Annotated in this window: 22 protein-coding genes and 1 tRNA gene; 8 read left to right on the top strand and 15 right to left on the bottom strand. The window is 71.6% G+C overall.

From position 1 onward, the window contains the following. Window positions 1–81: 81 nt before the first annotated feature. Window positions 82–1740, bottom strand: coding sequence for a peptide ABC transporter substrate-binding protein (locus tag KLO01_RS11210; protein ID WP_147065048.1), 1659 nt, complete (start codon window positions 1738–1740; stop codon window positions 82–84). Between the two features lie 195 nt (window positions 1741–1935). On the opposite strand from KLO01_RS11210, the gene hisN reads away from it, so the two are divergent. Next, window positions 1936–2718 (top strand): histidinol-phosphatase, encoded by a 783-nt coding sequence (hisN, locus tag KLO01_RS11205; RefSeq protein ID WP_186828010.1) that lies wholly within the window; start codon window positions 1936–1938, stop codon window positions 2716–2718. Window positions 2719–2745: 27 nt separating this feature from the next. Here the strand turns inward: hisN and KLO01_RS11200 are convergent, their stop codons facing one another. The 4 genes from KLO01_RS11200 to KLO01_RS11185 all read right to left on the bottom strand — a co-directional run bounded on the left by KLO01_RS11200 (window position 2746) and on the right by KLO01_RS11185 (window position 7043). After that, on the bottom strand, window positions 2746–4104 hold the full coding sequence (locus KLO01_RS11200) for a M16 family metallopeptidase (RefSeq protein ID WP_147065044.1): 1359 nt from the start codon (window positions 4102–4104) through the stop codon (window positions 2746–2748). Next, on the bottom strand, window positions 4101–5387 hold the full coding sequence (locus KLO01_RS11195; protein WP_147065042.1) for a M16 family metallopeptidase: 1287 nt from the start codon (window positions 5385–5387) through the stop codon (window positions 4101–4103). Before KLO01_RS11195 ends, KLO01_RS11200 begins: the two co-directional genes overlap by 4 nt. 79 nt (window positions 5388–5466) lie before the next feature. Further along, window positions 5467–6876, bottom strand: coding sequence for an NAD(P)/FAD-dependent oxidoreductase (locus tag KLO01_RS11190; RefSeq protein ID WP_246136155.1), 1410 nt, complete (start codon window positions 6874–6876; stop codon window positions 5467–5469). Window positions 6877–6966: 90 nt separating this feature from the next. Then, a tRNA-Met gene (locus KLO01_RS11185) sits at window positions 6967–7043 on the bottom strand. 172 nt (window positions 7044–7215) lie between these two features. Between KLO01_RS11185 and KLO01_RS11180 the strand changes: the two genes are divergently transcribed. Next, window positions 7216–8262, top strand: coding sequence for an FUSC family protein (locus KLO01_RS11180; RefSeq protein ID WP_186828009.1), 1047 nt, complete (start codon window positions 7216–7218; stop codon window positions 8260–8262). A gap of 39 nt (window positions 8263–8301) precedes the next feature. Here KLO01_RS11180 and KLO01_RS11175 read toward each other — a convergent pair whose 3' ends face one another. Beyond that, complete coding sequence (locus tag KLO01_RS11175) at window positions 8302–11430, bottom strand: UPF0182 family membrane protein (RefSeq protein WP_147065038.1); 3129 nt, start codon at window positions 11428–11430, stop codon at window positions 8302–8304. A 92-nt stretch (window positions 11431–11522) separates the two neighbouring features. On the opposite strand from KLO01_RS11175, the gene KLO01_RS11170 reads away from it, so the two are divergent. Then, the gene (locus KLO01_RS11170) at window positions 11523–12059 is read left to right on the top strand and encodes a PPA1309 family protein (protein WP_307725667.1); all 537 of its coding nucleotides are present in this window, start codon (window positions 11523–11525) and stop codon (window positions 12057–12059) included. A 21-nt stretch (window positions 12060–12080) separates the two neighbouring features. Here KLO01_RS11170 and KLO01_RS11165 read toward each other — a convergent pair whose 3' ends face one another. Both KLO01_RS11165 and KLO01_RS11160 read right to left on the bottom strand, forming a co-directional pair. Next, complete coding sequence (locus tag KLO01_RS11165) at window positions 12081–13208, bottom strand: YlbL family protein (protein WP_246136153.1); 1128 nt, start codon at window positions 13206–13208, stop codon at window positions 12081–12083. After that, window positions 13205–13660 (bottom strand): molybdenum cofactor biosynthesis protein MoaE, encoded by a 456-nt coding sequence (locus KLO01_RS11160; protein ID WP_147065034.1) that lies wholly within the window; start codon window positions 13658–13660, stop codon window positions 13205–13207. The genes KLO01_RS11165 and KLO01_RS11160 overlap by 4 nt, the downstream gene beginning before the upstream one ends. 88 nt (window positions 13661–13748) lie before the next feature. Between KLO01_RS11160 and KLO01_RS11155 the strand changes: the two genes are divergently transcribed. Beyond that, window positions 13749–15191, top strand: coding sequence for a zinc-dependent metalloprotease (locus tag KLO01_RS11155; protein WP_147065032.1), 1443 nt, complete (start codon window positions 13749–13751; stop codon window positions 15189–15191). Further along, a complete protein-coding gene (locus KLO01_RS11150) occupies window positions 15188–15823 on the top strand; it encodes an NUDIX hydrolase (protein ID WP_246136152.1) in 636 nt (211 codons plus the stop codon). The genes KLO01_RS11155 and KLO01_RS11150 overlap by 4 nt, the downstream gene beginning before the upstream one ends. 13 nt (window positions 15824–15836) lie before the next feature. On the opposite strand, the gene KLO01_RS11145 is transcribed toward KLO01_RS11150, so the two are convergent. Next, complete coding sequence (locus KLO01_RS11145) at window positions 15837–16379, bottom strand: M48 metallopeptidase family protein (RefSeq protein WP_147065029.1); 543 nt, start codon at window positions 16377–16379, stop codon at window positions 15837–15839. A gap of 294 nt (window positions 16380–16673) precedes the next feature. Between KLO01_RS11145 and KLO01_RS11140 the strand changes: the two genes are divergently transcribed. The 3 genes from KLO01_RS11140 to KLO01_RS11130 all read left to right on the top strand — a co-directional run bounded on the left by KLO01_RS11140 (window position 16674) and on the right by KLO01_RS11130 (window position 18947). After that, window positions 16674–16835 carry a DUF5679 domain-containing protein gene (locus KLO01_RS11140; RefSeq protein WP_009775774.1) on the top strand — a complete coding sequence of 54 codons (162 nt, stop codon included), beginning with the start codon at window positions 16674–16676 and terminating at the stop codon, window positions 16833–16835. A gap of 169 nt (window positions 16836–17004) precedes the next feature. Then, window positions 17005–17616, top strand: coding sequence for a hypothetical protein (locus tag KLO01_RS11135; RefSeq protein ID WP_147065027.1), 612 nt, complete (start codon window positions 17005–17007; stop codon window positions 17614–17616). Next, the gene (locus KLO01_RS11130; protein WP_147065025.1) at window positions 17613–18947 is read left to right on the top strand and encodes an ABC1 kinase family protein; all 1335 of its coding nucleotides are present in this window, start codon (window positions 17613–17615) and stop codon (window positions 18945–18947) included. The genes KLO01_RS11135 and KLO01_RS11130 overlap by 4 nt, the downstream gene beginning before the upstream one ends. A 39-nt stretch (window positions 18948–18986) precedes the next feature. Here the strand turns inward: KLO01_RS11130 and KLO01_RS11125 are convergent, their stop codons facing one another. The 6 genes from KLO01_RS11125 to KLO01_RS11100 form a co-directional block, all read right to left on the bottom strand. Next, window positions 18987–19409 carry an NUDIX hydrolase gene (locus tag KLO01_RS11125; RefSeq protein WP_147065023.1) on the bottom strand — a complete coding sequence of 141 codons (423 nt, stop codon included), beginning with the start codon at window positions 19407–19409 and terminating at the stop codon, window positions 18987–18989. Between the two features lie 41 nt (window positions 19410–19450). Further along, a complete protein-coding gene (locus KLO01_RS11120) occupies window positions 19451–20035 on the bottom strand; it encodes an HhH-GPD-type base excision DNA repair protein (RefSeq protein ID WP_147065021.1) in 585 nt (194 codons plus the stop codon). An 89-nt stretch (window positions 20036–20124) separates the two neighbouring features. After that, window positions 20125–20538, bottom strand: coding sequence for a rhodanese-like domain-containing protein (locus KLO01_RS11115; RefSeq protein ID WP_147065019.1), 414 nt, complete (start codon window positions 20536–20538; stop codon window positions 20125–20127). Further along, on the bottom strand, window positions 20535–21032 hold the full coding sequence (locus KLO01_RS11110) for a cysteine dioxygenase (protein WP_147065017.1): 498 nt from the start codon (window positions 21030–21032) through the stop codon (window positions 20535–20537). The genes KLO01_RS11115 and KLO01_RS11110 overlap by 4 nt, the downstream gene beginning before the upstream one ends. Before the next feature lie 579 nt (window positions 21033–21611). After that, window positions 21612–21899, bottom strand: coding sequence for a WhiB family transcriptional regulator (locus KLO01_RS11105; RefSeq protein WP_147065015.1), 288 nt, complete (start codon window positions 21897–21899; stop codon window positions 21612–21614). Between the two features lie 141 nt (window positions 21900–22040). Further along, complete coding sequence (locus KLO01_RS11100) at window positions 22041–22265, bottom strand: hypothetical protein (RefSeq protein ID WP_147065013.1); 225 nt, start codon at window positions 22263–22265, stop codon at window positions 22041–22043. Between the last annotated feature and the right edge of the window lie 46 nt (window positions 22266–22311).

Here is a 22311-nt window from a genome sequence, read left to right as displayed (position 1 = left end):
CATGCTGTCGGCCTGCCGGCGAGTGCCGGCAGGCCGACAGCCTGCTGATGTCGGGTCAGGTGCTCACCCGACACGCTGGGGTCACTTCAGCGAGATACCCGCGTAGTCCGGCACACCGAACGGCGTGACCTTGACGTTGGTGACCTTGTCCGACCAGCCCATGGTGGTCGTGGAGTACCAGAGCGGGATGGTCGCCATGTCCTTGGCGATGATGCCCTCGGCCTCCTGGTAGAGCTTGTTCGAGGCGGCAGCGTCGGTGGCCGCAGCGGCCTCCTTGAGCTTGGCGTCGAACGCCGGGTCGGAGAAGTCACCGTCGTTGGACGAGGCGCCCGTGCCGTAGAGCGGCGCGAGGAAGTTCTCGATCGACGGGTAGTCCATCTGCCAACCGGTACGGAACATGCCCTTCATCTTCCGGTCGTGGATCAGGGTCCGGAAGGTGGAGAAGTCGACCACGGGGGTGGCGACACAGTCGACACCGAGAGCCTGCTTGATGCTGTTGCAGGTGGCCTCGGTCCACTCCTTGTGCGACGCGTCGGCGTTGTACGACAGGGTGATCTTGCCGCCCTTGAAGCCACCCGCCTTGGCGAGCTGCTCCTTGGCCTTGGCCGGGTCGTACTTGCAGAACTCGCCACAGACGTCGGCCTTGTAGCCGTCGACGACCGGGGAGACCCAGCCGGTGGCGGGCTCACGCGTGCCGTTGAAGATGGCCTTGATGATGGCCTCACGGTTGATCGCCATGGAGATGGCCTTGCGGATCTCCGGACCGTAGTTCGGGTCCACCTTGGCGGGGGCCGTGGTGATCGTCTGGATGACGCCGACCGGCTTCTGGAGGTTGCGGTCCGGAAGGTCGGTCTTGTACTTGTCGTCGATCTGGGCGCTGGCCGGGACCTCGTCGGTCACGTCGAGCTGGTTGGCCTGGACGTCGGCGTAGGCCGCGTTGCTGTCCTGGTAGATCTTGAACGTGATGTTGTCGAGGTTGCCCTTGCGCGCGCCGCTGTAGTCGGCGAACTTCGAGAGCTTGATCTCGGCGTTCTTGGTCCAGGAGTCGACCTTGTAGGGGCCGGCGGCGATCGGCTTGTCACCGAAGGCCTTGGGGTCCGCGAAGAACGCGTCGGGCTGGGGCGAGAACGCCGTGTAGCCGAGGCGGACGGGGAGGTTCGAGACCTTCTCGGTCGTCTTGATGGTGAAGGTCGTGTCGTCGACGACCTTGAGGCCGGTCAGCTCCTTGGCCTTGGGCGTCGGGGCCTTCTGCGGGCCGTCGCCGTCCGGGTCCTCGGACTGGAGGTCCGCGTAGCCCTCGATGGGCTCGAAGAAGTAGGAACCGAGCTGGGCGTTGGGGCCGTAAGCGGTGTAGTTCCAGGCGTCGACGAAGTTCTTGGCCTTGACGACCGTGCCGTCGTGGAACTTGTAGTCCTTCTTGAGCTTGACCGTGAAGTTCTGGTTGTCCGAGGTCTCGATCGACTCTGCGATGTCGTTCTCGGGAGCAGCGGTGTCGACGTTGTACTTGACCAGCTTGGCCGTGATGACGTCGAGCACGTTGCCGCCACACGTCTCGGACGTGTTGCCCGCGATCAGGGGGTTCTCCGGGTTGCAGCCACGAACCGTGATGGCGCCGCCGGTCTTGGCCGCGGCGCCGCTGTCCGTGCTGCCGCCCTCATCGCCGCCGCCGCCACAACCAGCGAGCAGCAGTGCTGCCGCCGAGATACCGGCAACGGCCACCGTGCGAGTGGTTCCTCGCATGGATGTCCTCCTACGTGTCGATCCGTTCCAGGGAAAGTGAACGGACATCAAGTGAGAGCCGGTCCCGGTCGGGTGGCCCCCGCGTGCCATGGGAGGCACGCGGTCCCCATGTAAGACCACATCGGCGACTCGCGGGAGGGGCGTGACCGACACGAGACCCGATTGTGACCGTAGTGAGGGGCTACGGTGACGGGCGTGCCGACCTACGACGACGACCTGCGACTCGCCCATGTCCTCGCCGACGCCGTGGAGCGGGTGACCGTCTCCCGCTTCCGGGCCGAGGACCTCCGGGTGGAGTCCAAGCCCGACCTCACGCTCGTGAGCGACGCCGACCGCAGCGCCGAGGAGCTGGTGCGCTCACAGCTCAAGAGGACCCGCCCGCGCGACGCCGTGATCGGCGAGGAGATGGAGGCCACCGGACACGGTCCACGGCAGTGGGTCATCGACCCCATCGACGGCACCCACAACTTCGTGCGTGGCGTGCCGGTGTGGGCGACCCTCATCGGACTCATCGACGCCGGGCAGCCGGTCCTCGGCCTCGTCGCCGCACCCGCACTCAACCGCCGGTGGTGGGCCGCCGTGGGCAGCGGGGCCTGGGCAGGACGCAGCCTCACGTCGGCGAAGCGCATCTCGGTCTCGCAGGTCTCCACGCTCTCCGACGCCTCGCTGTCCTACAGCTCGGCGACGTCGTGGGAGGCGGTCGGCCGTCAGGAGGCGGTCCTCGACCTCGCCCGCGACTGCTGGCGCGAGCGCGCCTTCGGGGACTTCTGGTCCTACATGCTCCTGGCCGAGGGAGCCGTCGACATCGCGGCCGAGCCGGAGCTCAACCTGCACGACATGGTCGCCCTCGTCCCGATCGTCACCGAGGCGGGCGGCCGGTTCACGTCGCTCAAGGGTGAGGACGGACCGTTCGGTGGCAACGCCGTGGCCACCAACGGTCTGCTCCACGACGAGGTCCTGGCGCGCATCGGCCTCTGAGCCGTCACCCGCCCGGTGGACCCGGCGTCAGGCCGGGACCACCGTCACCGGTCCGAGGCCCAGCCCCTCGATGCCCTCGCGCAGGCTCGCGGCGTCGCCCACGACGACCACGACCCACTCCCCCGTGACGACGTCCGTGTATGCCGTGGTGAGGGCCGCGTCGTCGAGCTCGCGCATCGCGGCGAGCGTCGTCGTCTGGAAGTCGAGCGGGAGGCCCTCGATGGCCAGGGCCGACGCCTCGTCGGCGACGGCGTCCGCCGTCGCATAACGACCCGGCGCCGTCTGCACGACGTAGTCCACCCCACTGCGGATCTCGGCCTGCGAGAACCCTTCTCGCGCCGTACCGAGGATCTCGACGAGCAGCCTGAGTGCATCGACGGTGGCGTCGGCACGCACCGAGCCCGCGGTGACGAAGGACCCGCCCCGGGCACGCGGCCGGAAGGCGGCGCGGATGCCGTAGGTGTAGCCCTTGTCCTCGCGCAGGACGGCGTCGACACGGGCGCTCGGCGACCCCCCGACCATGAAGCTGAGGACGGGGTAGGGCGCCCAGCCGGTCGCGACCGACCGGTCCGGACCGGGCACCGCGACCGACAGCTCGCTCTGCACCGATCCCGGCCGGTCGACGAGGACCACGCGGGCCCCTCCCCCGGCGGGAACGGGCGGTCGGGCCGGCGTGGCCGGCACGTGGTCGGGGTTGGTCCAGCCACCGAGCCCGGTCGCGACCACGTCGGCGACGTCGACGCCGTCGAGGTCACCGGCGACGACGAGGGTGGCGCCGCGCGGGCCGATGTGCCTGCGGTGGAACTCGACGACGTCGTCACGGCCCATCGCGGAGATGGTCGCGGGCGTCCCGGCGGCCGGGCGGGAGGCGCGCTCGGTCGGGGCCCACAGGGTGGCGGTGAGCTCGCGGGCGGCGCGGTGCGGTGCCGAGGCCCGTTCCTGCTCGATCTCCGCGAGGCGGCTGCGCAGGATGCGGCGTACCTCGTCCTGCGGGAACGCCGGCTCGGCCAGCGTCTGGCGCAGCAGGTCCAGCGCCTGGGGCAGGAACCGCTGCGGCACGTCGACGTCCACGCTCAGGGCGCCGTCGGTCACCGCGGCGCCCAGCACCATTCCGGTGCGTTCCATGAGCTCGGCGAACTCCTCGCTCGAGTGCTCCGCCGTGCCCTCGTCGAGCAGGCGTGCGGTCATGGCCGCGACGCCCTCGCGGTCGGCCGGCTCGTCGGTGAGCGACAGCGGGACGACGAGCCGCAGGGACACGACGTACTGGCCGGGGACGGCATACGTGAGAAGTCGTATGCCGTTGTCCGTCACCGACTCCTGTGGCAGCGGGAAGGCCCACGGCTCGGGGGCCGCGACCTCCGGACGGGGCACGGTCGTGGTGCTCATGCGACCTCCTCAGTCTCGACGTCGGCGCGGTAGGCGACCACCGCGCGGCTCTCGGGACGCAGCCAGGTGGCGGCCGCGAGCCGCACCTGCTCCGGCGTCACCGCACGCAGGCGGTCGAGGTGGGTGTTGACGAGGTTCGGGTCGCCGTGGAGCGAGGTGTAGTGCGACAGGGCGTCGGCCCGCTCCTCCTGGCTCGCGAGCATCGACAGCCAGCCGCGCTCGGCCTGGGCGAGGGCGGCATCCATCTCGGCCTCGGTCGGGCCCTCGACGGCGAACCGCTCGAGCTCCTCGACGAGGGCCCGCTCGACGGCGTCGGTGTCGACCTCGTCGGCGATGTCGAGCACGAAGAACCCGAGGGAGACTCCGTCGACGAAGCCCCACGAGGTCGCGTGTGCGCCGAGGGCGGTCTGCTCCTTGCGCACGAGCCGCCGGACGAGACGTGACGAGGCCAGCCCGCCGAGCGCGTCGAGCGCGAGGCTCACGGCGTTGAACTCCTCGGTCTCGTCGACGGGCAGCCGGAAGGCGACGTGGAGACGGTCGTTGGGGACGTCCTCGCGGCGCTCGACCCGGACCGGTTCGGTCAGCGGCGTCAGCGGTGCGACGGGGGGACGTCGCGGCTCCTCGCTGGCCTCGATGGAGCCGAAATAGCGCTCCACGAGGGCGAATCCGTCGTCCGGCGTGACGTCGCCGCAGAGCGTGAGCACCGTGTTGTCCGGTGCGTAGTGGCGGCGGAAGAACGCGTGGACGTCCTCGAGGCTCGCGGCGTCGAGGTCCTCCATCGAGCCGATGGTCGGGTGGTGGTAGGGGTGCCCCTCGGGGAAGGTCGCGGCATAGACGTCGATGAGCGCGTTGCCGTAGGGCTGGTTGTCGTAGCGCTGGCGCTTCTCCTCCTTGACCACGTCCCGCTGGTTGTCGAGGTTCGCCTGGTTCACCGCGTCGAGCAGGTGACCGTGCCGGTCCGCCTCGAGCCACAGCGCGAGCTCGAGCGCACCCTTGGGCACCGTCTCGAAGTAGTTGGTCCGGTCGAACCAGGTCGTCGCGTTGAGCCGTCCGCCCTGCGCCATGAGCGCCTCGAAGTGCTCACCGCTGGCGACGTTGCGCGAGCCCTGGAACATGAGGTGCTCGAAGAGGTGCGCGAACCCGGTGCGCCCGGGCGCCTCGTGGCGCGAGCCGACTCCCACCCAGATGTTGACGGTGACGTTCGGAACGCTGGGATCCGGTGAGACGACGACACGCAGCCCGTTGGTGAGGGTGCGCTCGTGGACCGGGTAGTCGAGCGGCATGCCGCCACCCTACGTGCCGAGGGTGTGCCCGCCCCGCGGCTTCGCGGGTCGTCGACGACCCCCGGTGTATGCCGTGGGCTCAGCTCGCGTGCTCGGCCTCGGCCGCGGTCGTGCTGGCCGACGCCGACGACGCCGGGGTGGGGACGTGGTCGGACTCGACGACGGGGAGCTTGGGCAGGTCCTCGGGCGGGATGTTGCGGATGATGTTGCGCGCGAGGATCTGCTGGGCCGTCACGGTGCGCTCGGAGCGCCCACGCCCGATGAAGCTCACCATCCAGTGCAGGAGCGTGGTGATCCGCTGCTTGAACCCGATGAGGTAGACGATGTGGATCGCGAGCCACAGCACCCACGCGAGGAAGCCGGAGAACCGCAGCTTGCCGACGCTCGCCACCGCGCTGAACCGCGAGATGGTCGCCATCGAGCCCTTGTCGAAGTACGAGAACTTCTCGGGGGCGGGCTTGCCGTCGAGGCGCGCCTTGAGGTGCTTCGCGGCGTAGCGGGCGCCCTGGATCGCGACCTGCGCGACGCCGGGGAGATTGTCGAGGGCGGCCATGTCGCCGACGACGTAGACGTCGGGGCGGCCGGGCAGCGTGAGGTCGGGGTTGACCTTGACGCGGCCGGCGCGGTCGAGCTCGGCGTCGGACTGCGCGGCGAGCATGGCGCCGAGCTCGGAGCCCTGGACACCGGCGGCCCACACCTTGGTGGCGGCCTCGATCCGGTCGCGGGTGCCGTCGGCCTTCTCGATGTCGATGCCCGTGGAGTCGACGCCGACGACCTTGGTGCCCAGCTCGACCTCGACGCCCATCTTGGTGAGCCGGTCCTTCGCGGCGCCGCCGAGGCGGTCACCGAACGAGGGCAGCACCTTGGGCGCGGCGTCGAGCAGCACGATGCGGGCCTCGCGGGTGTCGATCGCCCGGAAGTCACGCTTGAGGGTGCGGTGCGCCAGCTCGGCGATCTGGCCGGCCATCTCGACACCGGTGGGCCCGGCGCCGACGACGACGAAGGTGAGGTAGCGGTCGCGCTCGGCGGGAGCGGTCGCGAGCTCGGCCCACTCGAAGGAGCCGAAGATGCGGCCGCGCAGCTCGAGCGCGTCGTCGATGCTCTTCATGCCCGGGGCGTACTCGGCGAAGTGGTCGTTGCCGAAGTAGGACTGGCCGGCGCCGGCGGCGACGAGCAGGGTGTCGAACGGCGTGACGGTCTCGCGGCCCAGGACCTCGCTGCGCACGGTCTTGGCCTCGAGGTCGATGTCGACCACGGTGCCGAGGATGACGCGGGCGTTCTTCTGGCCGGCGAGGATCTCGCGGGTGCTCGGCGAGATGCCGCCCTCGGACAGGATGCCGGTCGCCACCTGGTAGAGCAGGGGCTGGAACAGGTGGTGGGTCGTCTTGGCGATGAGGGTGACCTCGACGTCCTTGCGGCGACGCAGTGCCTGCGTGCCGAAGAGCCCTCCGAAGCCCGAACCGATGACGACGACGCGGTGCGCGGTCATGCTGTGCCTCCTCGAAACTGGCCGGATGACCTCCACCCTGCCGGAAAACGACGAACGGCGGGCCGTCTGTGACGACCCGCCGTTGTCGGTTGGTAGCGGGGGCAGGATTTGAACCTGCGACCTCCGGGTTATGAGCCCGGCGAGCTACCGAGCTGCTCCACCCCGCGATGAGTGAGGACCTTGCGGTCGCTCGGTGATCACTAGGTTACGGGACGCCGGCGGCAGGACCAAATCAGGGTCGGTACGTGGGGACGACATGGTGCCGGGGGCCGCGCTGGGGAACCGGGGACTCCCCCGCTGCGGGCCGGGCTGCGCTGCGGCAGTGGGACGATGGCTCGCATGTGGACCGGTGACAGGAGGGCGACCTCCCCGACGTCGCGACCGCCCACCCTCGACTTCGGGGTCCGGGACCTCGTGCGTCTCAACCCCGTCCCGGCCGGCTCGCACCGGGTCGCAATCCGAGCTGGTCTCAGCGTCGCGGTCCCCCTGCTCACCGTGATCGCACTCGACCGGACGCCGTGGGCGGTGTATGCCGCGTTCGGCGCCTTCACCTCGTTGTACGGCCGCAACCGGGTCCACGTCCCCCGCGCCGTCATGCAGGCGAGCGCCGGCGTGGCGCTGGTGACGTGCGTCGTCCTGGGCGCGGCGGTCTCGGCCTCGGGTGCCGGGCCGTGGACGCGCGTCCTGGTGGCCGTCGCCGTGGCCGGGGCCGGGTCGATGGTGTCCACGGTGCTCGACTGGCACCCGCCGGGCCCACTGTTCCTGATCTTCGCGTTCGGGACCGTGGCCGCGACGCACGCGTCCTGGTCCGACGTCCCCGTGGCCCTGGCCGTGAGTGCGGCGAGCGCCGCCTTCGCGCTCGTCGTGGGGAACGTCGGGGCCGTCGTGGCCCGCATCGCGCGCCAGCCCCACGCCGCCCTGGTCTCACCGTGGAGCCCGGACCCCCTGCGCTACATGGTCGCGGTGGGTGTCGCGGGAGCCGTCGCCACGAGCGCCGGTCTCGGCCACTCCTGGTGGGCGATGGTTGCGGCGGCAGCACCCCTGAGCGTGCGTGGCCGGGCCCACCAAGCGCTGCGCGCCGGTCACCGCATCGCCGGCACGATCCTCGGGCTCCTCACGAGCATCCCGCTGCTCCTGCTCGGGCTCGACCCGGTGCCGCTCGTGCTCGTCGTCGTCGCGCTCCAGATCGTCACCGAGCTCCTCGTCGGTCGCAACTACGGGCTGGCCCTGCTGTTCATCACCCCGATGGCGCTGCTCATGGGTCAGCTCGGGGCCTCGCAGTCGGCGCCGGACCTCGTCCTCGACCGGGGCGTCGAGACGGTCATCGGAGCGGTCGTCGCCATCGCTCTCCTCGCAATGGAGAACCGCCGCGCCCACCAGTGGTGAGCGCGGCGGCCCTCGTGACGCAGGGTTCGACCGGTCGGGTCAGGGCGACGCCGAGGGGCTCGGCGACGGGGTGGCCGACGGGCTGGCCGACGCACCGGGAGCGGGGGTCGCGAGCTGCGGGCTGAGTGCCGCCGCACGCGCGATCGCGTCCTGGAGGTCCTTCTGCGCCACGCCGTATGCCGCGAAGTCACCCTTCTTGAGTGCCGCCTGACCGGCCGCGTTGGCCGCCTCGATGTCCTTGATGACCTCGGCCAGCTGGGCGGTCGGCGTCTGGTCGGGTGGCGTCTGACCACCCGGGGCCGGCGTGCCACCCGAGTCGGTGCCGCTGTCGCCGGCACTCGCGCCGGAGTTGCCACCGAACAGGCCGTCGAGCGCCTGGTCGAGCGTCTCGCCCCAGGCGATCCGCTTGCCGAACACGGCGACCGTCGCCTTGTTCTGCGGGAACGAGCCGCCCTCGCGGGAGGCCTGGACGTACATTGGCTGGACGTAGAGCAGGCCCTCACCCACGGGGAGCGTGAGCAGGTTGCCGTAGGTCAGCTGCTTGCCCGACTGACGGTTCTGCGCGATGAACTGGCTGAGGTTGAGCGGCTCGCTCGGGCTCTGCGAGCGAGCCGTGCTCACCTCGATCTGGTTCTGCACCTGGCCGGGCCCGTCGACCGCCGAGTTGCGTGGCAGCTCGAGCAGCCGCATCTTGCCGTAGGTGTCCGCCTGCTTGCCGGCCGTGCCACCCGCGTCGGAGTCGACGGCGAGGAACCCACGCAGGATCTCTCGGCCCGAGCCCGACGGGATGAACGTCGTGGTCAGCGAGAAGGCCGGCGTGGTCTGGTCCGGCATCGCGAGCGACTGGTAGTAGACCGGCTGGTCCTGGGTCGCGTGCGTCGGGTCCTTGGGCACCCGCCAGAAGTCGCCACCGCCGTAGAACGAGTTGGCGTCGGTGACGTGGTAGCTCGAGAGCAGCTGGCGCTGGACCTTGAAGAGGTCCTGCGGGTAGCGGACGTGGCTCATGAGCTGTGCCGACATCTCGGACATCGGCGAGACCGCTCCGGGGAAGGCCTTGCTCCACGCCTTGAGGATGGGGTCCTTGGTGTCCCAGCCGTAGAGCTTGACCTGGCCGTCGTAGGCGTCGACGGTGGCCTTGACCGAGTTGCGGATGTAGTTGACCCGCCCGGCGCCGGCGACGACGACGCTCGAGCGCTCGCTCACCGAGTCGGAGGTCGCCTCGGCGAGGTCGGTGAGGCGGCTGTTGGGGTAGCGGGCCGTCGTCGTGTAGGCGTCGACGATCCACTTGACCCGGCCGTCGACGACGGCGGGGTAGGCGTTGCCGTCGACCGTGAGCCACGGGGCGACCCGCTCGACGCGCTCGCGGGGAAGGCGGTGGTCGAGCAGGCGCGAGTCGCTGTTGACCGCGTCCGAGAGGAGGAACTTCGGCTCGCGGTACTTCACGGCATACGCGAGCTTGCGGCCGAAGGAGCCGATGGCGACGCCGCCACTGCCCTCGTAGGTGTTGTTGGCCTGGCCGCCCTCGCCCTGGTCGTCGGGGAAGTCGAACTCGCGCGGCTTGGCCCCCTCGGGGGCGCCGACGATGGAGTACTGCGGTGACTCCTCGCCGAAGTAGATGCGCGGCTCGTAGTCGACGCCCATCGGGCCCTTGGTGGAGAACCCGCTCGAGAAGAACTGCGGGTCGCCCTCAGTGGTGCGCTTGTTGCCGTAGGCGCCGATGAAGCCGAAGCCGTGGGTGTAGACGGTGTGGTCGTTGAGCCAGTTGCGCTGGTTCTCGGGGACACCGCTGAGGTTGAGCTCGCGCACGGCGACGACGGAGTCGCTCTTCTTGCCGTCGATGGCGTAGCGGTCGACGTCGAGGATGTCGGGGAAGGCGTAGTACTGGCGCAGACCCTCGAACTGGCGGAAGGTCGGCGACACGACGTTGGGGTCCACGAGGCGGATGCCCGGGATGGTCTCGGCGTCCTCGCGCAGCTGGCCCGGCTCGGCGTCGGTCGTCGCGGAGTACGGCGTCTTCTTGATGCCGTCGATGCCGAAGGCGGCACGCGTCGCGTCGATGTTGCGCTGGATGTACTGGGCCTCGAGCGACTTCTCGGACGGGCGGACCTTGAGCGACTGGACCGCAGCCGGGTAGAGGCCGCCGGCGACGACCGCGAGCACCGTGAGCAGCCCGACGCCGATGAGCGGCAGACGCCAGCTGCGCGTCCAGATCGAGGCGATGAAGAACCCGGCGCACATCACCGTCGCCACCGCGAGGATCGCCTTGATCGGCAGCACCGCGTTGGCGTCGGTGTAGGTGATGCCGGTGATGAGCTTGGACTCGCTCGTCGTGAGGCTGTAGCGGTCGAGCCAGTAGGCGGCCGCACGCACCAGGGCGAGCAGCGAGGCCAGGGTCGCGACCTGGATGAAGGCTGCACGTGTGGTCTCACCGCGGCCCGGCAGCTGGAGGCCGCCGTAGACGTAGTGGGTGAACGCCGCGGCGAGCAGGGCGAGCAGCAGGACGACCGTGAAGAAGCTGACGAGGAAGCGCAGCCACGGGAGCGTGAAGACGAAGAAGCCCACGTCGAGGCCGAACTGGGGGTCCTTGGTCCCGAAGGGAACGGCGTTGCGCCACAACAGGAACGTGCGCCAGGCACCCATCGCGGCAGCACCGGCGAGGAGTCCCAGCACCGACGGCACGACGATCGTCGCGAGCCGCCGCAGCGGGTCGAGGACCTGGCGGTACTGGTCGAGCACCTGCGCCGACGGCGAGGGCAGGATGCGCCGCGGACGGGCGCGGTAGGCGACCACGAGGCTCGCCGCGACCGCTCCCGCGGTGATGACGAAGGCGGCGACGAAGAGCAGCACCCGGGTGCCGAGCTGGGTGAGGAAGACGTCGCGGAAACCGACCGAGTCGTACCACCAGACGTCGGTGAGGACGCCGGCCGCCATGAGCGCGAGGATCGCGACCCCGGCGAGGATGGCGAGGGTGGTGCCGAGGGGTCCCCTCTTGGGGGGCACCCCCGCGCCACCGGGACGGCCGGGCCGTCGGATGCGACCACCCGAACCCGCTCCGCCCCCCGGTCCGGAGCCGCGCGCGGGCCCGCCCGGGTCACGCGGACCGGACCCCCCGGACTGCTTGTCTGCGTCGTCGGGGTCGATACCGTCGAACCACTCTGGCCGGCTCACTGTTCGCTCACTCCAGGTCCGTGAACTCCCCGGGAGGACCCGGGCTGAAGGGTCAACCTATCTTCCCGACATGTGTGCGCGAGGATGGCCCCGTGACCTCCGCCTCGCAGCCCGTGACCGAACCCCTCTCCCTCGCAGCCCTCGACACCGAACGCCACGTCGCGTCGGCGGGATGGGACCAGCCGCCGCGACTGTTCGCGCTCGTGTCCACGGCCGACCTCGTCAGCCGGGAGCCGCAGCTGGCCGCAGGGCTCACGGTCTCGGACCAGGTCGACGGCGCGCTCACCGCCATCGAGCAGGAGGACCTGCCCGACAACGAGTCGATCGAGTCGCTCCTCGGCCAGATCGCCTGGCCCGACACCGTGCTCGGCTGCGCCATCGTCGTCGAGCGTCTCGTCGTCCCGCCGGAGGCCGAGCGCGACCTGCCCCGCGACCGGGAGGCGGCCGTCGCCGCCCTCGCCGAGCACCCCGACCGCCGCGACGTCCGGCTCCTCGCGGCCGTGACGCGGGACGGCCGCAGCATCTGCCTCCTGCGCCAGCGCGAGCACGACAGCGACGACCGGGTCGCCACCGGCGCCGACATCGCACCCGGCCTCGTCGCCGCGCTGCGGTCGACCTTCACCGACTGACCGGGTGGCCGGCCGGCGCTCTCAGCAGCGGGGCAGCGACGACACGTCGTCGGCGGCGATCGCCTTGACCGCACCGAGGGCGTCGGCGAACGTGCCGATCTTGACGACCTGGAGGCCGTCGGGGATGTGTCCGACGACCTCGTCGCAGTTGTCGGCGGGCGCGAGGAAGTAGTCGGCCCCTCCGTTGCGCGCGCCGGACAGCTTCTGGCGGATGCCGCCGATCGGGCCCACGGACTCGTCGGGCTCCATCGTGCCGGTGCCGGCGATGCGCTTGCCGCCGGTGAGGTCGCCGGGGGTGAGCACGTCGTAGACGGCCAGGGTGAACATCGTGCCGGCCGACGGTCCACCCACGCCTCCGGCCGTGATGGTCACGTCGACCGGGAGCTCGTAGTCCCGACCGAGCGCGACGCCGATGACCGTCCGGCCCTGCACGTCGCGCGGCGTCACCGAGACGGTCTTCTCGCTGCCGCTGCGCCGCACGACGATCGACACGGGCGTGCCGGCCTTCTGCGCGCGCACCGCGGCCTGGACGGCGGCGGCGTCGGGCGTGGCCGTGCCGGCCACGGAGACGATTTCGTCACCGGGCTCGAGCACGCCCTTGGCGGGTGAGCCCTCGGGGAGCTGGGAGACCACCACGCGCTCCGGGACGGTCCGGCCGGTCTCGCGCAGCGCGATGGCCGCGGCGACCTCCTGGGAGTCGACCATCTCGGCGGCGTTCTCCTGCTGGACCTGCTCGCGGGTGGTCTCGGTGGGGTAGATCTCCTCGCGCTTGTAGATCTCGTAGTCCTTGCGCAGCGCGGCCTCGGCGAGCTCGAAGACGTTGACGCGGACCCCCGGTCCCCCGCTGACGCGCACCGTCGTGAAGTCGAGAGCACCCTTGGCCGGGTATGCCGTGGCGCCCTTGACCTGGATGATCGGCTTGCCGTCGAGGTCGCCGAGGGTGTTGGTGATGGGTCCGGGCTGGAAGATCACGTAGGGCAGCGGGATGAACGACAGCCCGGCCGCGATGACGATGACGAGGAACAGCGAGGAGAGCAGGCCGCCACTCCGGCGGCTCACGGCATACGGGTTCGTCGTGGGCATCGCCCCGAGGTCGTGGGGCGCGGACTGGCCGTCACCGCTCGAGGCGGCGGGGTTGCGGAACCTCACGGAAGGCCGACCCACTCCGTGCCGCCGTCGCCCAGGTGCTGGTGCTTCCAGATGGGGACCTCGGCCTTGAGGGTGTCGATGAGGTCGCGGCAGGCCGCGAAGGCGGCATCGCGGTGCGCGGCCGCGGCGGCCACGACCACGGCGACGTCACCGACGTCGAGATGACCACTGCGGTGGAGCGCGGCGAGACGGACCGCACCCGACCGGGCAGCGACGGCGTGGCTCACCTCGACGAGGCGCGCTGCCGCCGTCGGGTGCACCGAGTAGTCGAGCGAGGACACCTCCTGGCCACGGTCGTGGTCGCGCACGACCCCGAGGAAGAGGGTGATGCCGCCACAGGTCGGGTCCTGGACGCTCGCGACGACCTCGTCGACGGACAGGGCCGCGTCCCGGATCTCGGCGAGGACGACCGTGCCGGAGAGGGCCGAGTCGGTCCTGACGTCGTGCTGCACGCGCTCCTCCTCGGAACTATCCCCGGGCCATCCGTGGTTGGGTACTGATGAGACCACATCATCGCACCGCCGCCCCAGGAGCCCCGCAGTGACCGATTCGCACGACCGTCCCGACGACTCCGAGGAGCCGGGCCTCCCGCCGGAGCTCGAGCAGGTGCTGCGCGGCCTCACCGGCGGTGCCGAGCTGGACCCCCAGATGGTCGAGATGATGCGCACCATGGGTCTGGACGACGTCGACCCGCAGATGCTGCAGATGGTCGCCGGACAGGTGCAGGCGATGTTCGCCGGCGCCGACGAGAGCGGGTCGGTGGACGTCACCGTCGCCACCGACATCGCCCGCAAGACGATCGCCGCCGAGGGCGACCCGTCGGTCACCGCCACCGTGACGTCCGAGGCCCGCGAGGCCGTCGACGTCGCCAACCTCTGGCTCGACGCCGTGACCGACCTCGACCACTCCGGGCTCCTCGGTCGCGCCTGGAGCCGGGCCGAGTGGGTCGAGGCCACGATGCCGGTGTGGCGCGACCTCGTCGACCCGATCGCCGTGGGCGTCGGCGACGCCATGGGCGCCGCGATGACCAAGCAGCTCGGTGAGCTCGGCGAGGGCGGCCTGCCCGAGGGGCTCGTCCCGCCCGGCACCAACCCCGCCGCGATGATGGGCCAGATGGCGCCCATGCTCCGCCGCATGCAGGGCTCGATGTTCTCCGTGCAGCTCGGCCAGGCCGTCGGCGCACTCGCCGGCGAGGTCCTCACCGGCAGCGAGGTCTCGCTGCCGCTCGTCCCGGCCCCCGACGTCGTCCTCATGCCGCAGGCGATCAGCGCCTTCGCCGCCGGGCTCGAGATCGACGAGCCCCAAGCCCGGCTGCACCTGGCCGTGCGAGAGAGTGCGCGGACCCGGCTCTTCCACTCCGTCCCGTGGCTCGCCCCGCAGGTCCTCGGCGCCGTCCGTGACTACGCGCGCGACACGACGATCGACACCGACGCCATCGAGGAGGGGTTGCGCTCGATCGACCCGACCGACGTCGAGGCCATGCAGCAGGCCCTCGCCGGACGCCTGTTCGCGCCGCAGCAGTCCGCTTCCCAGAAGGCTGCCCTCTCGCGCCTCGAGACCCTGCTCGCGCTCATCGAGGGCTGGGTCGACGTCGTCGCCGCGGCCGCGGTCGCACCGCACCTGCCCCAGGCAGAGGCGCTCGGGGAGGCGATCCGGCGACGCCGCGCGAGTGGCGGCCCGGCCGAGAAGACCTTCGCCGCCCTCGTCGGGCTCGAGCTGCGACCCCGCCGCCTGCGTGACGCCGCCAACCTCTTCGCGGCCCTCGAGGCCTCGGGCGGCGCCGAGGCGCGCGACGCGGCGTGGGCCCACCCCGACGTGGCGCCCGACGCTGCCGACCTCGACGACCCGCTGGGCTACGTCGAGCGCCAGCGCTCGGCCGCGACTGGCGACGACCTCGACGCCGAGCTGTCGGCCCTCCTGGGTGGCGACACGGGTGAGGGCCGGCCCGACGGGTCCTCCCCCGACTCCCCCACCGCTTCGTGACGGAGCGTCCCGCGACGACCGCGCAGGGACAGGGCGCCGCCACCGACTCCCGTGGCGGTCCCGAGGTCGATGTCGTGCGCGCGTTCGCCCACCTCCACGCCGACGCCGTGCAGGTGCTCGGCGCGTGGAGCGCACCGGACGCAGAGCAGGAACGGTTGCGGACGGCATACCTGGCTCATCTCGAGCGGCACCCGGACGGGGTCGCGAAGGCCGGCCCACCGGAGCACCTCACCGCCAGCTGCCTCGTCATCACCCCCGACGGTCGTGAGGTGCTGCTCACCCACCACCGCCGCGCGCGGGCCTGGTTCCAGTTCGGCGGGCACCTCGAGGCCACCGATGCGGGGCTGCACGCGGCCGCGACGCGCGAGGGCCGGGAGGAGTCCGGCATCGCCACGCTCGACGTCGATCCGGTGATCGTCCAGCTCGACCGGCACACGCTGAGCGGCGACTTCGGCCGGTGCCGCGCGCACCTCGACGTGCGCTACGCCGCGGTCGTGGACCGGGCGGTCGTCCCCGCGACGAGCGAGGAGTCCCTCGACGTCGCGTGGTGGCCGGTCGACGCGTTGCCGAAGGACACGCGGACCGAGCTGTCAGCGCTCGTCGAGGCGACCCGGCGGGCCCTGCGGCTCTGAGCGCCGGGGTCGGTCAGGCCGACGCGTCCTCGACGTCGTCGTCCGCGTCGGAGACGTCGATGCCCTTGGCGAGGGCCACGCCGTCGAGGAAGCCCCGAGCGCGCTCGAGCTTGGGGTAGGAGCGCAGCAGCGTCCAGAAGTCGCGGTTGTGGCCGCCCACCAGAAGGTGCGCGAGCTCGTGGAGGATGACGTAGTCGACGACGTAGGTCGGCATGCCCTGGAGCCGGTCGGACAGTCGGATGGAGCCGTCCGAGGGGGTGCAGCTGCCCCACCGCGAGCGCTGGTTGGTGACCCACCGGATCGAGCGCGGGCGGGCATGGCCGCCGAGGTAGCGCTCGGAGAGCTCGGTGGCGCGGGACATGAGGTCGACGTCGCTCGGTCGGCGGCGTCGCTCCCCGGCCTTGAGCCGGTCGACCATGCGAGCCACCCAGACGCGCTCCTCGGCCCGCGACATCGAGGCAGGGATGAGCACGACGACGCGGTCGCCCTCGCGGCGCGCGCTCACGGTGCGGCGGCGTCGCTGGCTGCGCCGGACCTCGATGTCCTCGGTGCTCACCCCTCAACGGTAGGCCAGCGCCCCGACAACGTGCTGGTGGCGCGCGGTGGGGACCCTCTCCCCGGTGCGGGAGTGCGCGCAGCGCGATGGGAGACTTGCAGGGAGCGGATGACCCTCCCGATGGGGCTTGTGGGGCTGGTGTTTCGCCTGGGGCCGGTGGGGCGATCGGACCGCCCAGAACCCCCCGTGGGACGCCGCTGGGGCGAGCGTGGCTGAGCACGATCGCGTGCTCGTCCGGTCTAGGGTGAAAGCGTCATCGCCGCTCATCCGCGGCACCACGACCAAGGAGTTGCAATGGCTGACGAGACCTACAAGGGCGAGTTCTACTGCGTGAAGTGCAAGGAGAAGCGCGAGGCCGAGGGCAACGTCGTCGTCTCCGACAACGGCCGCCGCATGGCCAAGGGCAAGTGCCCCGTGTGCGGCACCAACCTCAACCGCATCCTCGGCAAGGCCTGAGCGCTCGAGCCCCTCTCGTTTTCCCGCGGCCCCCGGTTCGTCACCGGGGGCCGCTGCACGTCCGGGGTCGGCGCCGCTCACGCGCGTGCCGCTGTGCCTGTGGATGACTCCACGGCGGGTCGGCGCGGGTGTGCCAGATTGGCGGGACCACCCGATCCCGGAGGCACCGATGCCACAGCCGCTCGTCGTCGTGGACGGCCGAGGCGGCCTCCCCGGCGAGATCACCCGCCAGCTCCGACTGGCCGGTGCCGCCCGTGTGCACGGCGGACCGTTCGCCGCCGACGCCGCCGAGGCGCTGCTGTCGGCCAGTCCGCGCGACCGTCCGGCTGCCGTCGTCCTCGTGGCGGGCTCCACGGTCACGGTCGAGGCGGCCGCGCCGTGGCAGCGGGCGGGGGTGCCGCACCTGCCGGTGACGTGCGACGGCCGGGTCAGCACCATCGGCCCCCTCGTCGTCCCCGGCATCGGGGCGTGCTGGCGCTGCCACGCCCTCACCGCGCACGACCTCGACGCCGTCGGCGCGGCGCCGAGCAGCCGGCTCGCCCTCGACCCGGTCGCCCTGCCACCCGGTGGCCTAGGGGTCCTCACCGCCGCCGTCACCGCCACCGTGGTCCTCGCGGGGATCGCCGGCGCGAGCCGTCTCGTCGGCGTCTCGACCGAGATCGAGGTGGACGGCCCGACCATCTCGCACCGGCACTGGGACCGCCACCCGCTGTGCCCCGTGTGCCCTCGTTCGGGAGTCCCAGCCCCACTGTCAGGTGGACCCGACACAATGGCGGGGTGAGTGACATCCCCCGACGCTCCCTCTCGCGCACCGCCAAGCTCGTCGGCCTGCCCCTGGGGCACGCCGGTCGCGCCGCCGTGGGCCTGGGTCGGCGCGTCGGTGGCGCGCCCGCCGAGGCCATCGCGGCCGAGCTCCAGGCGCGCACCGCCGAGCAGCTCTTCGCCGTGCTCGGCGAGCTCAAGGGCGGCGCGATGAAGTTCGGGCAGGCCCTGTCGGTCATGGAGGCGGCGATGCCGGAGGAGCTCGCCGGCCCCTACCGCGCGACGCTCACCAAGCTCCAGGAGGCCGCGCCGCCGATGCCCGTCGAGCGGGTCCACGCGATCCTCGCCGAGCAGCTCGGCCCGCGCTGGCGCACCTCGAAGTTCCAGTCCTTCCAGGACCGGCCCGTCGCCGCCGCCTCGATCGGCCAGGTCCACCGCGCCGTGTGGCGCGACGGCCGCGAGGTCGCGGTCAAGGTGCAGTACCCCGGCGCCGGCGAGGCGCTGCTCTCCGACATCAACCAGCTCTCCCGGGTGGCCCGGCTCGCCGGGGCCATGGTCCCGGGGATCGCCATGGGGCCGATCCTCGACGAGGTCAAGGCCCGGATGAGCGAGGAGCTCGACTACGACCTCGAGGCCAGCCACCAGAAGGTGTTCGCCAAGGCGTTCCGCGGCGACGACGACGTCTTCGTCCCCGACGTCCTCGCCCACTCCTCCCAGGTGATCGTCTCCGAGTGGGTCGACGGCCGGCCGCTCTCGCAGGTCATCGCCGACGGCACTCCCTCCGAGCGCGACGAGGCCGCGGGTCTCTACCTCGAGTTCCTCCTGCGCGGACCCAACCGGGCCAGGCTCCTGCACGCCGACCCGCACCCCGGCAACTTCCGGATCACCCCCGACGGCCGTCTGGGCGTCCTCGACTTCGGAGCGGTCAACCGACTGCCGGCCGGCATGCCACGGTCGATGGGCGAGCTCATCACCCAGACGCTCGCCGGTGACGAGGTGGCCCTCGGCGAGGTGCTGCGGCGTGAGGGCTTCATCCGGCCGGGGGTCGAGGTCTCCGACATCGCGCTGCTGCACTACCTGCGGACCTTCGTCGAGCCGCTCGAGCACGAGAGCTTCACGTTCAGCCGCAGCTGGCTGCGCTCGGTGTCGGGCACGATCCAGGACCCACGGCGCGAGGAGTTCCTCGTGGGGCTGCGCTTCAACCTGCCGCCCGAGTACCTCCTCATCCACCGGGTGTGGCTGGGCTGCATCGGCGTCCTCTGCCAGGTGGGTGGCACTGTGCCGATGCGTGACCTCGTCTTCGCGCACGTGCCCGGCATCGACGAGGACGCGGTCCCCCCGCCTCGGTGAGCCGGACGGCATACGGGCGTCGTCGGTATGCCGTCGCGCTCAGGCGCGTCGCGCGGCTCGCCTCGCGAGCGCGGAGGCGCCCGGCGGGTGGAGCGGCACCGTGACGTCACCGTCGTCGACGGGTCGCCACTCGACGGGCATCGGGTCGCCGTTGTCGACGAACATGCCTCCCTCCGGCGGGATGGCCCCGGCGGGGTCGAGGCGGCCGGTGTGGACGAACACGACCTCGTGCCCGGGCTCCCCGTCGAGCTCGAAGATGTTCTCGAGGACACCGAGGAGCTCGACGTCGACGAGACCAGCCCCGAGCTCCTCGTGGACCTCGCGGATGGCAGCGTCACGGGCGGTCTCGCCCGGCTCGACGCCGCCACCGACGAGCCGGTGGAACCCGAGAGGGTTCTCGAGCGTGGGCCCGAACCCGGCCACCGCGTGCCTGGTGCCGTCGTCGCTGGGCAGGATGACCATGGACGTCACCCGGATGGCCCCGGGCCCGGCCGCGATGGCGCTCAGTCCTTGGCGGCGGCCGCGGCCTTGGCGGCGGCCTTGGCCGACTTCTTGAAGTCGCGGACCTTCTGGAGCGACTCGGCGTCGACGACGTCGGCGACCGAGCGGAAGCTGCCCGTCTCGGAGTAGGCCCCGGCCGCCTTCTCCCAGCCGTCGGGGCGCACGTCGAGCTGCTTGGCGAGCAGGGCGACGAAGATCTTGGCCTTCTGCTCACCGAAGCCTGGGAGCTTCTTGACCCGGGCGAACAGCTCGGCTCCGGTGCCCGCGTCGGACCAGATCCGGCTCGCGTCGCCTGCGTACTCGTCGCGCACGACCGTGGCGAGCGCCTGGATGCGTGCGGCCATGGAGCGGCCGTACCGGTGCACCGCGGGCGGGGTCGAGCAGAGGTCGGCGAACGCCTCGGGCTCGGCAGCGGCGATCTCGGCGACGTCGAGGGTGCCGAACCGCTCGAGCACCTTGGCCGGACCGGCGAACGCGCGCTCCATGGGGAACTGCTGGTCGAGCAGCATGCCGGTGAGCAGGGCGAACGGGTCCTCGCTGAGCACCTTGTCGGCGGCCGGGTCCTGGGCGATCGTCAGCGTGGGCATGCGCCCAGCCTAGGACCACCGTCCATCGCCCACGGAGACAGCCGGCCCGTGTCCGCCGCGCCGGCAACGGGGTGCCGCGCGCTGCGAGGTCAGGCCCTGAGCAGCTCGGTCGTGCGGGCCACGGGTAGCCCCTGACCACGCCAGGCGGCGAACCCGCCCACGACGTCCGTTGCCCGGGACAGGCCCAGCGACCGGAGGGCGTCGGCCGCGAGGCTGGAGGTGTAGCCCTCCTGGCACAGGACGATGACGCGCGTGTCGAAGCCGACGCCGGGCAGGACGGCGTCCTGGCGCGGGTCGAAGCGCCACTCGAGGACGTTGCGCTCGACGACGAGGGGCGCCAGACCCGGCGCCACCTCCCCCTCCTCCGCCCGCTGGGCCGCCGGGCGGATGTCGACCAGCCACGCGGCGCCCGAACGCACCTCACGCCAGGCCTCGCGCGCCGACAGACGCTCCAGCCGGCTCCTCGCCTCTGCCAGCAGCTCGTCGATCCCGGTGCCGCTCACCAGCCCACTCCCCGCTGCTCGACCCCGGACGGCACGAGGGCGCCGTCGACGAGGTCGTAGTGGGTCATCTGGTCCAGGCGCGGCGAGTAGGCGTGGACGCTGAGCGCCGTCTCGTCGCCGTCGTTGGCGACGTCGTGCAGGTGGTTCGCACCGAAGGCCCGGCCCTCCCCGTCAGCGAGGACCCGCTGGTGCAAGGTCCCCTGCACCACCTGGCGCTCGGTGAGCGAGCCCCGGACGACGGTGAAGGCGCCACGGGAGCCGCCGTGGTCGTGGAAGCCGGTGCCGGCGCCGGGTGGCCACTCGATGACCCAGAGCTGGAGGTGATGGGTCTCGGCGAGCTGGTGCCAGCGCCGGCCACCCGGGTCCTCGGCCCGCTCGGGGAGCAGGTCGGGCAGGTCGGGGTCGGCGGCGAACAGGCGGGCCACCCGCAGCAGCTGGACGGGGGTGAAGGTGTTGACGCCGGGAAGGGTGGATGCGGGACGTGCGAGGGTCATGGGTCTCTCCGAGAAAGGTGTCGTCAGGGGAGGTCGCGCGCAGAGGCGACCAGGGGCTGTGGGGTGCGGGTGACTCGCGTCAGCGGCAACAGCGACAGCACATGACGGCAGCGGGCATCACCGGGAACATCCGGGCGGCTGCGGTCGACGACATGGAAAGAGCGAACCACGGCGGCCCCTACCGGTCCACCGCGACAGGGACGCGTCTCAGGACGTGGTCAGAGAACGGCATACCGGCACCGAGGCACCGGGATTCACCGGGACGCACCGGGACGCACCGGGACGCACCGGGACGCACCGGGACGCACCGGCCCCGGACATGGAACAGCGCCGCCCCCGGCGTGGGAGCGGCGCCGATCCTGGTCGGTCATCGCACGATCATGCGGACCTCGGCGAGCATGCGCTCTCGCTCGAGGTGCATCTGCGCGCGGCGGTGTGCTTCGTGCACGTTCCGCTCGTGCAGGGTGCGACGAACCTGCTGCATTCGCCTGCGGTACATGGTTCCTCCAAGGATCCAGGTGGGTGGTCATGAGGTCGGGTGGCGATCGGACGGACCGATCGCGGAGGGTGAGATGCCGGTCATGCGGCGACGGTGTCCTTGCGCGGGCGGCCACGGGGCCGCTTGCGGGGAATGACGACTCCCTGCTCGAAGAGCTCGCCGCCCCAGACACCCCACGGCTCCTGCCGATCGAGGGCACCCGCGAGGCAGGCGCTCCTGATCGGGCAGGTGGCGCAGAGGGCCTTGGCGAACTCGACTCCTGCGGGGGTGTCGGCGAACCAGATCTCGGCGTCGTTCTCGCGACAGGGCACGGAGTCACCGAGGTCGGCAGTGCACTCCTGTGCGTCGATGAGGTCGGTCAGCTGCACGGGGTGTCACCTCCTTCTCCCACCCGGTCTGGGTGGGGGTTGTGTTGCGTCGGGTGTGCGGTGGTCTGTGGATCGACGGACAACGAAAAAGGCCGCGGATCCCGGGTGGGTTCCGCGGCCTGAGGCCTGTCGCTGCTGTGGCTACAGCGGCGACGCCTGGCAGGAGGCGGAGAGAACACCCGTGGTGAGGTCGAAGGGGGCATCGGCGCGGACACCGGTGCCGATCGGGGCACCCATGCCGGCAGCGGACACACTGGTCCCCTGAACCGGAACGCTGATGGGCGCGAGGGTCGGCAGAGCGCCCTGGTGCTCACGCGTGCGGAACGGGACGTCGTAGCCCGTTGCGATGCTCTTCGTGGTCTCCATGCGGCCAACCCTCCTCACTGAAATGGTGCTGTCGTGGCACGACGAC

This window comes from Knoellia locipacati (genome assembly GCF_007992835.1).
Lineage (GTDB): Bacteria > Actinomycetota > Actinomycetes > Actinomycetales > Dermatophilaceae > Knoellia > Knoellia locipacati.
This window is presented reverse-complemented; position numbering and strand designations above follow the sequence as displayed.